We start from the raw sequence: 13,712 nt of genomic DNA, 5'->3' as shown, positions 1-13,712 counted from the left end.
GTGCGCGTACGACAGGGGGGAACATGGCGGAGGACGTGGCCGGAGCGGTCAAGGGGCCCAGCGTGGGCGGGCAGGTGGCCACCGCGCTGGTGCTGGGGGCGGTGCTGGCGGGCGGTTTCTGGTTCATGGCGAAGAGCGACATGGACGGCGCCGCCGCGCGGGAGCCGGCCGTCTGCACGGCCTCGACGGGCTCGCTGCCGTCGCAGTACGTCTCGGGGACCGAGCTCTGCCGGGCGCTGAACCGGCCGGACCTGCCGGCCCTCCTCGGCACGCCGGAGGAGAAGGCGCGGAACGCCTGGGGGAGCGACGGGTGGCTCACCGTCGGGAGCGCCAAGCTCCCGTCGCCGGAGGGGAACGTCGGCCTGCCGACGTACTCCGTGAAGCTCTCGGCCTCCTACGACGGCCTTCCGGTCGCCCGGATGGGTCCGCTCCTCGGGAGGACGGCCGAGCCGACCCGGGTGCTGGGGCGGACGGCGGTCCTCTACTCGGACCGGACCATCGCGCTCAAGATCCCGCTGGTCGGCGGCAGCAAGGCCGAGACCGGCACCGGCGGCATCGCCCGGCATCTGCTCGTCGCCAAGGACGCCAAGGACGGCGGCGGCGCCTACGAGCTCGTCGTCTGGCGTCAGGACGAGGCGGTTCCCGACGACACCGCTTTGCTGCGGGTGGCCGAGCGGGTGCTGCCCACGATTCCCGGCTGGGCCGCACGGTGACGGGGGCGGGGGACCCGCCCGAAGGACGGGCCCCCGCACCGCCTCACGGACGCCGCGCCCCCATCAGGGCGCCGAAGTCCCGCGGATCCGTGTCGAAGCCGACCGAGAGGGGGCGCAGGGTCCAGCCCTCGGCCCCGTCCCGGATGAACTCGACGACCGTCGCCGCGGTCGCGTCCGCCACGGCGGCGAAATCGTCCTCCAGCAGGTCGGAGTAGCCCTCGCGGACCAGGACCCCCGTATGGGCGACCTGTCCGAAGGTGAGCCGGCCGCCGCCCTGCTGTATGGCCACGCCCACCACCACGCGCGCGTAGAGCGGCGCCAGCCTGGTCAGCTCCAGGGTCATCGCCTCGTCGTAGCCGAAGCCCTGCCCCGTACGGCTGTCGCGGTGCAGCGTGATCGTGCCGTCGGGCGAGCGGCTGTCGAAGTGCACGAGGTAGGCCGGCGGCCCGTAGGGTGCGTCCGCCGTGTAGACCCCCGCGACGAGGTCCAGGTCGTGCGCGGGCGTGCCCATCGGACTGGGGTCCCACTTGAGCGTCACCTCGGCCTTGCCGACCCCCTTGTTGAGTCCGCTCACCGTGAATCCCCTCTCCCTGTACGGTTCCTGACGTCCCGTTCATGGTGTCATGTGATCAACGTGTCATCGGTCGAGGGGGAGCGCGCGATGTGGAGCGGGGAAGAGCTGGATCTGGACGCATATCTGGCGCGGATCGGGTACTCGGGGGAGCTCGCACCGGACCTGCGGACGCTGCGCGCCCTGCACCGCGCGCACGTGGGCGCCATCCCGTTCGAGAACCTGGACGTGGCGCTCGGGCGCCGGATCCCGCTCGACGTCAAGAGCGTCCAGGCGAAACTGGTGGGCCGGCGGCGCGGCGGCTACTGCTACGAGCAGAACTCGCTCTTCGCGGCCGCCCTGGAGCGGATCGGCTTCGAGGTGGCGGGGCGCGGCGCCCGCAACCGCTCGCGCGGGGACGCGCTGACGGCGATCACCCACGCCCTGCTCGTCGTCACGGTCGGCGGTGAACAGTGGCTCGCGGACACCGGGTTCGGCTGGCAGGGCCCGCTGGAGCCGGTTCCCCTGGTGGACGGGGCGCGGGTCGACCAGGACGGCTGGGTCTTCGGCGTCGTGGCCGAGGCGGAGGGCGTCCACCTGCTGCGCTCGCTTCGCCCGGAGGGGTGGGCCGACCTGTACTCCTTCGCCCCCCACTCCGTGTACCCCGTGGATTTCGAGCTGATGAACCACTACAGCTCCAGCCACCCGCTGTCCCGCTTCGTCGGCCAGGTCGTGGCGCTGCGGCCGGGTTCCGAGGCGCGCCGGGCGCTCGTCCGGACCGGTCTGACCTCGGTGAACCGGGACGGCACGACCGAGGAACGGACCGTCGGACCGGCCGAGTTGATCGGCGTGCTGGCCGAGGTCTTCGGGATCGAACTGGACGCCGAGGAGGCCGCGGGTCTGGTGCGGGTGCAGTCCGCGGAGGTCTGACGGAGCGTCGCTCCGACCCGTACCATGGCGCGGTGCTGGTCAAGTGGATTCGCTGCACCGTGGTGGACCGTCGAGGGTTCGAGCGGGGGCAGCGGAAATGGGCGGGGCTGCTCGGTGAGCCGGGCTTCCGGGGGCAGGGCGGCGGATGGAGCCGGCGACGGCCGGATGTCGCCCATGTCTTCGCGTTCTGGGAGAGCCGGGCGTTCTACGACTCGTTCATGGCGCGCTCCCACGACCGGCTCGCCGCCACCCAGGCCGGCACGTTCAAGGACGCCCAGGTCAAGCTCTTCGACCACCGCTTCGACGTGAAGACGGGGTTCGAGCCGCGCTTCGCCGACGCCGACGTGGCGCGGGTGGCGCACAGCCGGGTCCACGAGGAGCGGGCCGAGCACTTCGCCCTCATGCAGGAGAAGGTCTGGAACCCGGCGATGGCCGGGTCCCCCGGCATGCTCCGCGGGCTCTTCGGGGAGGCGCCGGGGCACGAGTTCCTGGTGCTGTCGATGTGGAACTCGGCCGCCGAGCACGGGAAGTACCGCGTGGAGCGGATCGAGCGGCTCGGTCTGCGGGCGCAGACCGCGGCCGACGTGGCCGCCCTCTCGGGCGACGTGGTGCAGCTCGAACCGGCCTGGGCGGTCTGACACCCGGGAGCGTGCGCACGCGCCTCAGCTGGTCGGCGTGCCGGCCGCCTTCGTCGTGGGCGGTGGGGTGACCGCCGTCGTGGTGGGCGGCGCCCCGGCCTACGCGGTCGTGGGAGGCGCCGTGACCGCCTTCGTGGGGGGTGTGGCGACCGGCTCCGTGACCGCCGTGGCGACCGGCTCCGTGACCGCCTTCTTGGGCGGTGTGGCGACCGCCTCCGTGGGCGGCTCGGTGGTCCCGCGGGTGAAGGCGCCCGCCCCGACCGCGGCGAGCACCGTTCGCGCCGCCTGTTCGGCGACGGCTTCGTCCACCGGTTCGCGGGTCACGAAGAGGCGGAGGAAGAGGGGCGCCGACACCGCCCGGACGACCGCGCCGGCGTCCGTCCCTGCCGGGGCCTCGCCGCGTGCCACGGCCCGGTCCACCACGGGCTCGCAGCGCCGGAAGCGCTCCGCGTAGAAGTCGCGCAGGGACTCGGCGGCCCGCTCCGACTGGAACGCGGCGCCGACGAAGGCCGTCGGCGCGGCCGCCTGCGCCGGGTCGGCGAAGGCGTCGGTCACCTCGCGGGCCAGGGCGCGCAGGTCACCGGCGAGGCTCCCGGTGTCCGGCGGCGTCCAGGCGTCCTCGCCGGCGAGCGCGAGCGCGTCCGCGACCATGCCCTCGACGCCGCCCCAGCGCCGGTAGAGCGTCGTCTTGTGCACCCCCGACCGCTCCGCCACGTACTCGACGGTGAGGGCGGGGTAGCCGTGTTCGGCCAGGCCGGTCAGGACGGCGTCGCGGACCGCGGCGCGGGTCCGGGCGGTGCGCCCGCCGGGGCGTCTGCTGCCGGGGGCCGGGGACGGCGCTTCCTCGGTCGTCTCATTCAATTGCTACTCCCGTTGCGTTAGTGGCTACGAGTGTGCCACACTCGCCATAACGCGACAACCGTTGCGTTTGTTGTGGTCCATGCTGTCCTGCGGAGGTGCCCTTGCCCACCCAGCTCTCCCTCCACGACGTGACCGTGACCCGCGGCGAACGCCTGCTGCTCGATCAGGTCTCGCTCACCGTGCGCCCCGGCGAGCGGATCGGGATCGTGGGGGAGAACGGCGCGGGCAAGTCCACCCTGCTGCGGATCCTCGCGGGGCTCGACCCGCCCGACTCCGGCGAGGCCGTCACCGTCACCGACGGCGGCGCCCGCCTGCTCGCCCAGACCCCCGAGCTGCCGCCCGCCGCCACCGTCACCGAAGCCGTCGACGCCGCGCTCACCGAGCTGCGCACCATGGAACGGCGCCTGCGCACCCTGGAGGCCGCCCTCGGCACGGCCGACGAGCGGACCCTCGGCGCGTACGGCGACCTGCTCACCGCCTTCGAACTGCGCGGGGGATACGAGGCGGACGCCCGCGTCGACAAGGCCCTGCACGCCTTGGGCCTCGCCCACCTGGACCGCGACCGCCGGCTCGGCAGCCTCTCCGGCGGCGAGCAGGCCAGACTCGGCATCGCCTGCGCGATCGCCGCCGCGCCCGAGGTCCTCCTCCTGGACGAGCCGACCAACCACCTCGACGCCCAGGCGCTCGACTGGCTGGAGGACTCCCTCCTCGCCCACCGCGGCACCGTCGTCGCCGTCTCCCACGACCGGACCTTCCTGGAGCGCGTGACCACCGCGATCCTGGAGGTCGACGCCGACCGCCGGACCGTCGTGCGGTACGGCGACGGATACGCGGGCTTCCGCGCCGAGCGGGCCGCGGCCCGGCGGCGCTGGGAGCAGGCCCACGCCGCGTGGTGCGCCGAGACCGCGCGCCTCGCCGCGTACGCGACGAGCACCGCACTCGGCGTGGCCGCGGGCCGGGCGATCAAGGACAACAACAAGATGGCCTACGACCGCGCGGGCGGCCGGGTCCAGGCCTCCGTCTCCGGCCGGGTGCGCAACGCCCAGGAGCGCCTGCGCCGACTCCACGAGGAGCCCGTGCCCGAGCCGCCCCGACCCCTCGCCTTCACCGCGAGGCCGCCCACCGGCCGGGCCCGGGGCGAGCTGCTCGCCCTGGACGGGGTGCGGGTCGCCGACCGCCTGTCCGTCGACCGACTCACCGTCGGCGCGGGCGACCGCCTCCTGATCCACGGGGGCAACGGCGCGGGCAAGTCCACTCTGCTCCACGTCATGGCGGGACTGGTCGAACCCGACGCGGGACGGGTCGCCCGCCACGGCCGCACCGGATTCCTCGCCCAGGAGATACCGGCCCACCGGCCGGCCGAGCGCGTCCTCGCCGCCTTCGGCCGCGGCCTCGCCCTCACCGAGGACGAGCAGGCCGAACTGCTCCTCTCCTACGGACTGTTCCGCCCCGCCGACCTGCGGGTCCCGGTCGGGGGTCTCTCCGCCGGGCAGCGCCGCCGCCTGGCCCTCGCCCGGCTGCTCGCCCGCCCCGCCGACCTGCTGCTGCTCGACGAGCCGGCCAACCACCTCGCCCTCGGCCTCGTCGAGGAACTGGAGGAGGCGCTGGAGCGGTGGCCGGGCGCCGTGGTCGTCGTCTCGCACGACCGCGCACTGCGCCGCCGGTTCACCGGCCACGTCCGCCGGATGGACTCCGGACACCTGCTCGACTGAGCCCCCCGCCGCACGGCGATCTAGGGTCGTCCCATGGCACGACCGCGGCGCATAGTCCTCGTACGGCACGGAGAGTCCGAGGGCAATGCCGATGACACGGTGTACGAGAGGGAGCCCGACCACGCCCTCCGGCTCACGGAGACCGGGTGGCGGCAGGCGGAGGAGACGGGGGGACGGCTGAGGGAGCTGTTCGGGGAGGAGCGGGTCAGCGTCTACGTCTCGCCGTACCGCCGGACGCACGAGACCCTGGGCGCCTTCCGCCTCGACCCGCGGAACGTGCGGGTCAGGGAGGAGCCGCGGCTGCGCGAGCAGGACTGGGGCAACTGGCAGGACCGGGAGGACGTGCGCCTCCAGAAGGCCTACCGGGACGCGTACGGACACTTCTTCTACCGCTTCGCCCAGGGCGAGTCGGGCGCCGACGTGTACGACCGGGTCGGGGCGTTCCTGGAGAGCCTCTACCGGAGCTTCGAGGCGCCGGACCACCCGCCCAACGTCCTCCTCGTCACCCACGGGCTGACCATGCGGCTGTTCTGCATGCGCTGGTTCCACTGGACGGTCGCCGACTTCGAGTCGCTGTCCAACCCGGGAAACGCGGAGACCAGGACGCTGCTGCTCGGCGACGACGGGAAGTACCGCCTCGACCGGCCCTTCGAACGCTGGCGTACCCCGGAACCGTACGGCCCCACCGGATAGAGTGGCAGAGCGATGACCGCTGACTCCTCTCCCGACCGGCGCTTCGAACGCGCCCTGGCCAGCCTGCGCGGGCTGTCCGTGGGGGACGCCCTGGGCTCCCAGTACTTCGTCCCCGTCAACTATCCCCTGCTGAAGCGGCACGAGCCGCCCGCCGGTCCCTGGCAGTGGACCGACGACACCGAGATGGCCTGCTCCGTTCTCGCCGTGCTCGTCGCCCACGACCGGATCGACCAGGACGCGCTCGCCGCGTCCTTCGCCCACCACCACGACTTCGACCGCGGCTACGGCCCCGCCGTCAACCGGATGCTCCGGCTGATCCGGGAAGGCGGCGACTGGCGCGAGCTCGCGGCCGCCCTCTTCAAGGGCCAGGGCTCCTGGGGCAACGGCGCCGCCATGCGGATCGCCCCCCTCGGGGCCTGGTACGCCGACGACCCCGAGCAGGCGACCCACCAGGCCGAGATCTCCGCCTACACCACCCACCAGCACCGCGAGGCCGTGGTCGGGGCGATGGCCGTCGCCGCGGCGGCCGCGCTCGCCGCGGACCCCGCCGGCCCGCCCACCCCCGAGGCCCTGCTCGACGGCGTCATCGCCCTCGTTCCGCGCAGCGCCGTCGGTGCCGGGCTGCGCCGGGCCCGCGACATGCTCGACTACGGGGACGCGGCCACGGTCGCGGCCGTCCTGGGCAGCGGACGGCGCACCAGCGCGCACGACACCGTGCCGTTCGCCCTCTGGTCGGCGGCCCGCTCGCTCGGCGACTACGAGCGGATGTTCTGGACCACCGCGGCCGTGGGCGGTGACGTCGACACCACCTGCGCCATCGCGGGCGGCATCGTCGCCTCGGGCCCGGCCGGGGCCCCGCCCGCCGGGTGGCTGGAGCAGACCGAGGACCTGCCCGGGTGGGTGCCGACCGGGGTGCGCGCGTAGCGGACCCCTCCGCCGGACCGCCACCGCAGGACCGCCAGGGCGTGCGCCGGGGCGGAATGTCACGGTCCTGCCACAGCGGCTCCCGAGGGGGTTCGCCGGGTCGGGGCGCGGTTAGAGTCGGCCACTCCGTAGCGCTGATCATGACAAGAGCGCGTCGACGAGACACCTGGCAGCGACCGGGCGCCGCCGCACGGCGGCGCCCGCGAGCGCCGGGTCGGGAGGGGGTCCCGTGACCGACACACCGTCCGCACAGCCGCCGAAAGACGGCGGGCCGCACGACAGCCCGCCGAAGGATGGCGGGCCGGAGGGCAGGGCGCCGAAGGGCGGCGAGCCCAAGGACGGCCCGCACCAGGATGTCCGGCCGGAGGGCAGCGCACCCGAGGGCAGCCCGTTGAAGGACCGCGGGCCGGAGGACAGTGCGTCCAACGACAGTGCGTCCAACGACAGCGCGTCCAACGACAGCGCGTCCAAGGACGGTGCGTCCAAGGGCAGCGGGCTTGAGGGCAGCGGGCCCAAGGGCAGCGGGCCTGAGGGCAGTGGGCCGAAGGAGGGTGGCGGGAAGCCGCAGGAGGTCCAGCCGTCGGCGCAGCCGGTGCATGCGACCGGGGCGGCCCCGGGCACGGCCGCGGGCGGCCCGCCCGGTCCGCCGGCGGGCCCCGCCGGGCCGGCGCCGGCCGTCGCGGCCATGCCGGCCGGTGGCCCGCCTCCGGGCGGCCCGTACCCGTTCGGACCGCCCGGAGCCCCGTACGGGCGGCCCGGTCCCTACGGCCACGTGCCGCACCACCCCTGGGCGCCGCCCAGGAAGCCGAGCGCGGCGAGCAGGCTCCGGCCCGCGGCCCCGGCGCCCGCGACCGCGGCCACCCTGTGGGCGATCGTCGCGACCGCCCTGTTCGCAGCCCTGCTGCTCGGCGACGGCGCCGGGGTGAACCTGCTGCTCGTGGCTGTCCCCGCCACCCTCGCCGGGGCCTTCGCGGCCCGGGCCGCCGGGCGCCGGATCCGTCCCTGGACGCTGGTCTGGGCGGTCGGCGGTGCGGCCCTGCTCGCCGTCCCGGCGCTGAGCGACGCGGGCTGGCCGACCTTCCTCGCGATCGTCGCCGCGATCGGACTCACCGGCTTCGCCCTGCACGGCGGCCGTGGCTGGACCAGCATGCTGCTCGGACCCGTCGGCCTCTTCGACTCCGTCGGCGGCGGCATGCTGTGGGTCTGGCGCGGTGCACGCCAGCGCGCCGACGGCTCGCGCGGCCGCTGGGGCCCGATCCTGCGCACCGCGCTGATAGCCCTCGGCCTGCTGGTCGTCTTCGGTGCCCTGTTCGCCGGGGCGGACGCCGCCTTCGCCGACCTGCTCGGCTCGCTCATGCCCGACATCTCGCTGGAGCAGGCACCCTGGCGCACCCTGTGCTTCCTGCTCGGCCTGTTCGGCGCGATCGCCGTCGCGCGCACCGCCGCCGCCCCGCTCCGCTGGGACCGGCTGGCCGTCACCCCGGGCAAGGCCCGCGGCCGCCTGGAGTGGGCGCTCCCGCTCGTCGTCCTGAACCTGCTGTTCGCCGCCTTCAACGCGATCCAGCTGGCCGTCCTCTTCGGCGGCTACGACAAGGTGCTCAGCGAGACCGGTCTGACCTACGCGGAGTACGCGCGCCAGGGCTTCTGGCAGCTGCTCACGGCCACGCTCCTCACCCTGGTCGTCATCGGCCTCGCGCTGCGCTGGGCACCCCGCACCGACGCGGGGGACCGGCGGCTCGTGCGGGCCGTGCTCGGCACCCTGTGCGTCCTCACCCTGGTCGTCGTCGCCTCCGCGCTGCGCAGGATGGACCTGTACGTCGACGCGTACGGCCTGACCCGGCTGCGGATCTCCGTCGCCACCATGGAGATCTGGCTCGGCGTCGCCCTCCTGCTGATCATGGCCGCAGGGATCTGGGGCGCCCGCCTGCTGCCCCGCGCGCTCGCCGCCAGCGCCGCCGGATTCGTCCTGGTCTTCGGTCTGATCCAGCCGGACGCCGTCATCGCCCGGCAGAACGTCGACCGCCACGAACGGCTCGACAGGATCGACGTGCACTACCTCCAGGGTCTCTCCGCCGACGCGGTCCCCGCCCTCGACCGGCTCCCGGAGCCCCTGCGCTCCTGCGCCCTCGTCGAGATCGACGCCCAGCTCCGCGAGGACGAAGGCGGCTGGTACGCCACGAGCCTGGCCGAGACCAGGGCCCGGGAGATCCTGGAGGCCCGCCCCGTCACCCGCACGCCCGACGAATGCGGCCCGTCCAGCCGCGAGGAGGAGGGGTACGACCCGGAGGCCGACCCGTACGGCGCCCCCTGACCCGTACCCCTTCGGGCCGCGCGCGGCGAGGGGCGGGTCCTCCTCCCCGTACGGGAAGGAGGACCCGCCCCTCGGCCGTGACCGGGGAGGGCCGCGCCGGTCAGGCGACCGGGCCCGCGGCCCCCGCCGTACCGCTGAGCGACTCCAGGTCGCTCTTGCGCACCCGGATCACGGTCACCGCGGTGACGAACGCGACCAGCGCCATGACCACCGCGGCCGTGAACGCGAGCGAGATGCCGGCCGTCAGTACGTCGTGGGACCAGGGCGGCGGCAGCTCGCGGGTCCGGGCGAACGCCGCCTTCTGCTCGGGCGTCGCCGTCGCGAGGAACTCCGGGACCAGCTGCCGCGCCTCGTCCCGGCCGGCCGTGCCGAAGACCGTGACCAGGATCGACAGGCCCAGCGAACCGCCGACCTGCTGGGTGGCGTTGAGCAGCCCCGACGCGGCACCGGCCTCGTGCTGCGCGACGCCGGAGACGGCGGTCAGGGTGAGGGTCACGAAGTTGAGCCCCATGCCGAAGCCGAAGACGAGCATCGGGCCGAGGACGCCGCTCGCGTAGGAGCTGTCCGAGCTGATGAAGCTGAGCCAGAAGAGGCCGATCGCGGTGCACGACGCTCCGGCCACCATGAACGGCTTCGGGCCGAGGACCGGCAGCATCCGCTGGGCGAGTCCCGCGCCGAGCCCGATGGCCAGCGTCACCGGGAGGAAGGCGAGTCCGGAGCGGATCGGGCTGTAGCCGAGCACGTTCTGGACGAACAGGACGATGAAGAAGAACATGCCGAGCATGGCGGCGGCCAGGCTGAGCATGATCACGTACGTGCCCGAGCGGTTGCGGTCGGCGAACATCCGCAAGGGGGTGATCGGTTCGCGGGCCCGCGCCTCGATGAGGGCGAAGGCCGCCAGCAGGACGCCCGCCGCGATGAACGCCGTGATCGTCAGCGAGTCCCGCCAGCCTTCCTCCGAGGCGCGGATGAAGCCGTAGACCAGCGCGGTCATGCCGAGGGTGGAGGAGAGCGCGCCCGCGAGGTCGAAGCGGCCGGGGTGGCGCTCGGACTCGTTGATGAAACGGGGCGTCAGGAAGGCGATGACCAGCCCGATCGGCACGTTCACGAAGAGCACCCAGCGCCAGTCGAGCCACTCGGTGAGCATGCCGCCGGCGAGCAGGCCGATCGCGCCGCCGCCGGCCGAGACGGCGGCGAAGACGCCGAAGGCCCGGTTCCGCTCCGGGCCTTCGGGGAAGGTCGTCGTGATCAGTGCGAGGGAGGTCGGCGAGGCGATCGCGCCTCCGACGCCCTGCAGGGCGCGCGCGGCCAGGAGCTGCCAGGGCTCCTGGGCGAAGCCGCCGAGCAGCGAGGCGAGGGTGAAGACCAGGATGCCGGTCATGAACACCCGGCGGCGCCCGAGGATGTCGCCGGCCCGGCCGCCGAGCAGCAGCAGGCCGCCGAACGTGAGCGTGTAGGCGCTCAGCACCCACGACAGGTCGGTGGTGGAGAAGGAGAGCGCCTCCTGGATGTGCGGAAGCGCGATGTTCACGATCGTGGCGTCGAGGACGACCATCAACTGGCAGGCGGCGATGACGGTGAGAGCGATTCCCGGCCGATTCGGGTACCTGGCGGTGCCTGGACCTGTCCGGGTGTCCACCGGAGATGTTGTCACTGTGTATCCCCCACGGAAGAATCCAGTGAACGCACTCGTTCACTGTCTTCCACGGTAGTGATTCCCCCTCAGAGAACGCAACCGTTCACTGAGCACTGCCGGTTGCCCGAAGACGGCCCAACAGAGAGGTCCTGATGGTTACTTCGCACTCCGTGGCCACCGCTCGGCCACCGGGGGCGACGTCACGGCGTCGCGGCGCGGTGCTGGAACGCGCGATCCTGGAGGCGGCGCTCGAACAGCTGAGCACGGTCGGCTGGAACGGCCTGACGATGGAGGGCGTCGCCGTCGGCGCGCAGACCGGAAAGGCCGCGGTGTACCGGCGCTGGTCCTCCAAGGAGGACCTCGTCGTCGACGCGCTCCGGGCCGCGCTCCCCGCCCTGGGTGAGGCACCCGATCACGGAAACGTCCGCGAGGACCTCTACCAGCTGTGCCGGAGGGTGCGGGCGGCGATGTACTCGAAGCCCGGCTTCGCCCTGCGTGCCGTCATTCACGAATGTGACGCCGAGACCTCCGAGCGCTTCCAGGCACTCATCCTCACCGGGGTGACCGACCCCTCGAAGCGGTTGCTGCGGGAGGTGGTCGAGCGTGGTGTGGAACGCGGAGAGGTCCGCGCGGACGCTCCCGGCGATCTGGTCTACGACGTCATCCCGGCGATGATGATGTACCGCTCCAAGGTGTGCGGCAGCGAATGGAGCGAGGCCGAGATCGCCGAGATGATCGACCGGGTCATGGTGCCGCTGCTGCGGAAGTAGGGCCGGGGCTGCCAGGGGGGCGGGGCGGCGCGGAGGTCAAGGAGACAAGGGAGGGCAGGGAAGCAGGGGAGGGCAGGGAGGCAAGGGAGGGCAGGGAAGCAGGGGAGGGCAGGGAAGCAGGGGAGGGCGGGGGGCAAGGGAAGTCGTGGAGGTCGGGCGGGCCCGCGAGGACGGGTCGGAAGGTCGGCCGGGGGCGAGAACCGGCCGGGCCTGGGTGGCGGCGGGGGCGGTATCCGGCCCGGGCGGGGTGGCTGCGGGGTTGATATCCGGCCGGGATCGGACCGCCCTCGGGTCGGGATTCGGTCGGGTGCGGGTCACCAGGTGGAATCCGGGTACCGGGGGAGGCGCCCGTCGGCGTAACCTGTCAGGCGCCATGCCGTACGAACCACCCACCCACAGTGTCGAGCGATCGATCCGAGCCACCACCGGCGCCAAGATCATCGCCGGGGTCGACGAGGTCGGACGCGGGGCGTGGGCCGGTCCCGTGACCGTGTGCGCCGCCGTCACCGGCCTGCGCCGGGCACCCGCCGGACTCACCGACTCCAAGCTGATCACCCCCAAGCGACGCACCGCGCTCGCCGCCGAGCTCCAGGACTGGGTCACGGCGTACGCGCTCGGTGACGCCTCGCCCGAGGAGATCGACGAACTCGGGATGACCGCCGCGCTCCGGCTGGCCGCCGTCCGCGCACTGGAAGGCCTTCCGGTGCGCCCCGACGCGGTGATCCTCGACGGCAAGCACGACTACCTCGGCAGCCCCTATCAGGTCCGTACGGTGATCAAGGGCGACCAGTCCTGCATCGCCGTCGCCGCCGCCTCCGTGATCGCCAAGGTGCGGCGCGACGAGCTGATGGGCGAACTGGGGGCCGAGGCGGAGGAGTACGCCGCGTACGCCTTCGGGGCCAACGCGGGCTACCCCTCGCCGGTTCACAAAGCCGCGCTGGAGGAGCGGGGTCCGACCCCGTACCACCGGCTGTCCTGGTCGTACCTCGACGCCATGCCCCGCTGGCGGCATCTGAAGAAGGTCCGCCTCTCCGCCGAGGCGGCCGCGCTGGAAAGCGGGGGCCAACTCGGCTTCGACTTCTGACTTCCGACCGCTGGTTCTTCTCCGGCGGGATCCCGTACGGGGTCCTCTCGGCGGAGCCTTCCCAGTGGCCGGGGCACCCCTGCGTGCCCACCCGCCGGAGCTTCCCGCGACGGCGTTTGATAGACATCCACCCATGCCTCTCATCCCCGAGGAGCCTCAGATTTCTGAGAGTGCCCAGGGTCCCCGCGCGACTGCGGCCGCCGGCCGCCCCGTGCCGACCCCCCGACCCGTACCCGGCCCGCGCACCGCGGCCACCCCGCGACCCGGACGCCCGGGCCCCGGCCCGGTCCGGCCCGCGCCGCCGGTGCCGCGCCCGCAGCCCGCTGCCGGACCGACCGCTCCGAGTGACCTGGAGAATCGTTCCGACCAGCGGTCCGGTGCCCAGATCCAGCTGATCCCGGCCACCGCCGACGGCGCTCTCGACGCCGCCGAGGAGGCCGTGGACCTGCTGCTGGAGTCCGGCCGCGCCCCCGGTGACGTGCTGGTGCTCACCACCGGCGAGCAGCACCCCTGGGCGGCGCACGAGCTGTCCTTCGGTGAGCCCGCCTACTGGGCGCAGCAGGATGCCCGCGAGGACGTGTTCTTCGCGGACGCCGCCGCCGTGGAGCGGGCCGCGGCCCGTCCCGTGGTGGTCGTCGCCGTCAACGGCGGTTCCGGCGACGCCGTCTCCCGATCCCTGCCCGAGGCGCTGAAGCGGGCGACCGCGCTGCTGATCGTCTGCGGCGACGCCGAGCGCGTCAACGCCGCACTGGGCGCCGGCGTCTGACCGACGCCCGCCCGGGACCCGGCTGCCCCTGAGGGGGCGGCCGGGCGGCGGTGCTCCACCGAGCAGTACTTCCCCGGCGGTGCTTCCCTGGGCAGTACTTCCCCGGCGGTGCTTCACCGAGCAC

The 13,712-nt window shown here is 73.8% G+C and carries 13 protein-coding genes; 10 read left to right on the top strand and 3 right to left on the bottom strand.

Translation table 11 applies throughout. The features are described from left to right. Positions 1 to 23: 23 nt before the first annotated feature. Positions 24 to 713 carry a DUF6215 domain-containing protein gene (locus ABD981_RS36290; RefSeq protein ID WP_046911340.1) on the top strand — a complete coding sequence of 230 codons (690 nt, stop codon included), beginning with the start codon at positions 24 to 26 and terminating at the stop codon, positions 711 to 713. A gap of 43 nt (positions 714 to 756) precedes the next feature. On the opposite strand, the gene ABD981_RS36285 is transcribed toward ABD981_RS36290, so the two are convergent. Further along, complete coding sequence (locus tag ABD981_RS36285; protein ID WP_046911339.1) at positions 757 to 1,287, bottom strand: TerD family protein; 531 nt, start codon at positions 1,285 to 1,287, stop codon at positions 757 to 759. Positions 1,288 to 1,374: 87 nt separating this feature from the next. On the opposite strand from ABD981_RS36285, the gene ABD981_RS36280 reads away from it, so the two are divergent. Further along, the gene (locus ABD981_RS36280; RefSeq protein WP_046911338.1) at positions 1,375 to 2,193 is read left to right on the top strand and encodes an arylamine N-acetyltransferase family protein; all 819 of its coding nucleotides are present in this window, start codon (positions 1,375 to 1,377) and stop codon (positions 2,191 to 2,193) included. Positions 2,194 to 2,225: 32 nt separating this feature from the next. After that, positions 2,226 to 2,831, top strand: a complete 606-nt coding sequence (locus tag ABD981_RS36275) for a YdbC family protein (protein ID WP_046911337.1) — start codon at positions 2,226 to 2,228, stop codon at positions 2,829 to 2,831. A 99-nt stretch (positions 2,832 to 2,930) separates the two neighbouring features. On the opposite strand, the gene ABD981_RS36270 is transcribed toward ABD981_RS36275, so the two are convergent. Then, positions 2,931 to 3,692, bottom strand: a complete 762-nt coding sequence (locus tag ABD981_RS36270; protein WP_123955104.1) for a TetR/AcrR family transcriptional regulator — start codon at positions 3,690 to 3,692, stop codon at positions 2,931 to 2,933. 101 nt (positions 3,693 to 3,793) lie between these two features. Here ABD981_RS36270 and ABD981_RS36265 point away from each other — a divergent pair, with 101 nt between their 5' ends. From ABD981_RS36265 to ABD981_RS36250, 4 genes are all read left to right on the top strand, one after another. Continuing rightward, positions 3,794 to 5,404 (top strand): ABC-F family ATP-binding cassette domain-containing protein, encoded by a 1,611-nt coding sequence (locus ABD981_RS36265; protein WP_046911336.1) that lies wholly within the window; start codon positions 3,794 to 3,796, stop codon positions 5,402 to 5,404. A gap of 33 nt (positions 5,405 to 5,437) precedes the next feature. Next, the gene (locus ABD981_RS36260; RefSeq protein WP_046911335.1) at positions 5,438 to 6,097 is read left to right on the top strand and encodes a histidine phosphatase family protein; all 660 of its coding nucleotides are present in this window, start codon (positions 5,438 to 5,440) and stop codon (positions 6,095 to 6,097) included. A 12-nt stretch (positions 6,098 to 6,109) separates the two neighbouring features. Continuing rightward, positions 6,110 to 7,021 carry an ADP-ribosylglycohydrolase family protein gene (locus ABD981_RS36255; protein WP_046911334.1) on the top strand — a complete coding sequence of 304 codons (912 nt, stop codon included), beginning with the start codon at positions 6,110 to 6,112 and terminating at the stop codon, positions 7,019 to 7,021. Between the two features lie 229 nt (positions 7,022 to 7,250). Then, positions 7,251 to 9,332, top strand: coding sequence for a DUF4153 domain-containing protein (locus ABD981_RS36250; protein ID WP_382748591.1), 2,082 nt, complete (start codon positions 7,251 to 7,253; stop codon positions 9,330 to 9,332). Positions 9,333 to 9,432: 100 nt separating this feature from the next. Here the strand turns inward: ABD981_RS36250 and ABD981_RS36245 are convergent, their stop codons facing one another. Further along, positions 9,433 to 10,986, bottom strand: a complete 1,554-nt coding sequence (locus tag ABD981_RS36245; protein WP_046912395.1) for an MFS transporter — start codon at positions 10,984 to 10,986, stop codon at positions 9,433 to 9,435. Positions 10,987 to 11,120: 134 nt separating this feature from the next. Between ABD981_RS36245 and ABD981_RS36240 the strand changes: the two genes are divergently transcribed. The 3 genes from ABD981_RS36240 to ABD981_RS36230 all read left to right on the top strand — a co-directional run bounded on the left by ABD981_RS36240 (position 11,121) and on the right by ABD981_RS36230 (position 13,588). Next, entirely contained in the window at positions 11,121 to 11,738 is a 618-nt protein-coding gene (locus tag ABD981_RS36240) for a TetR/AcrR family transcriptional regulator (RefSeq protein WP_046912396.1), read from the top strand. Positions 11,739 to 12,111: 373 nt separating this feature from the next. Continuing rightward, positions 12,112 to 12,822 carry a ribonuclease HII gene (locus ABD981_RS36235; RefSeq protein ID WP_046912397.1) on the top strand — a complete coding sequence of 237 codons (711 nt, stop codon included), beginning with the start codon at positions 12,112 to 12,114 and terminating at the stop codon, positions 12,820 to 12,822. 133 nt (positions 12,823 to 12,955) lie between these two features. Beyond that, positions 12,956 to 13,588, top strand: a complete 633-nt coding sequence (locus tag ABD981_RS36230) for a hypothetical protein (RefSeq protein ID WP_046912398.1) — start codon at positions 12,956 to 12,958, stop codon at positions 13,586 to 13,588. Positions 13,589 to 13,712: the final 124 nt, after the last annotated feature.

It is taken from the genome of Streptomyces showdoensis, from assembly GCF_039535475.1.
Lineage (GTDB): Bacteria > Actinomycetota > Actinomycetes > Streptomycetales > Streptomycetaceae > Streptomyces > Streptomyces showdoensis.
The sequence above is the reverse complement of the archived record's forward strand: the minus strand, read 5'-3'. Positions and strand labels throughout refer to the sequence as shown.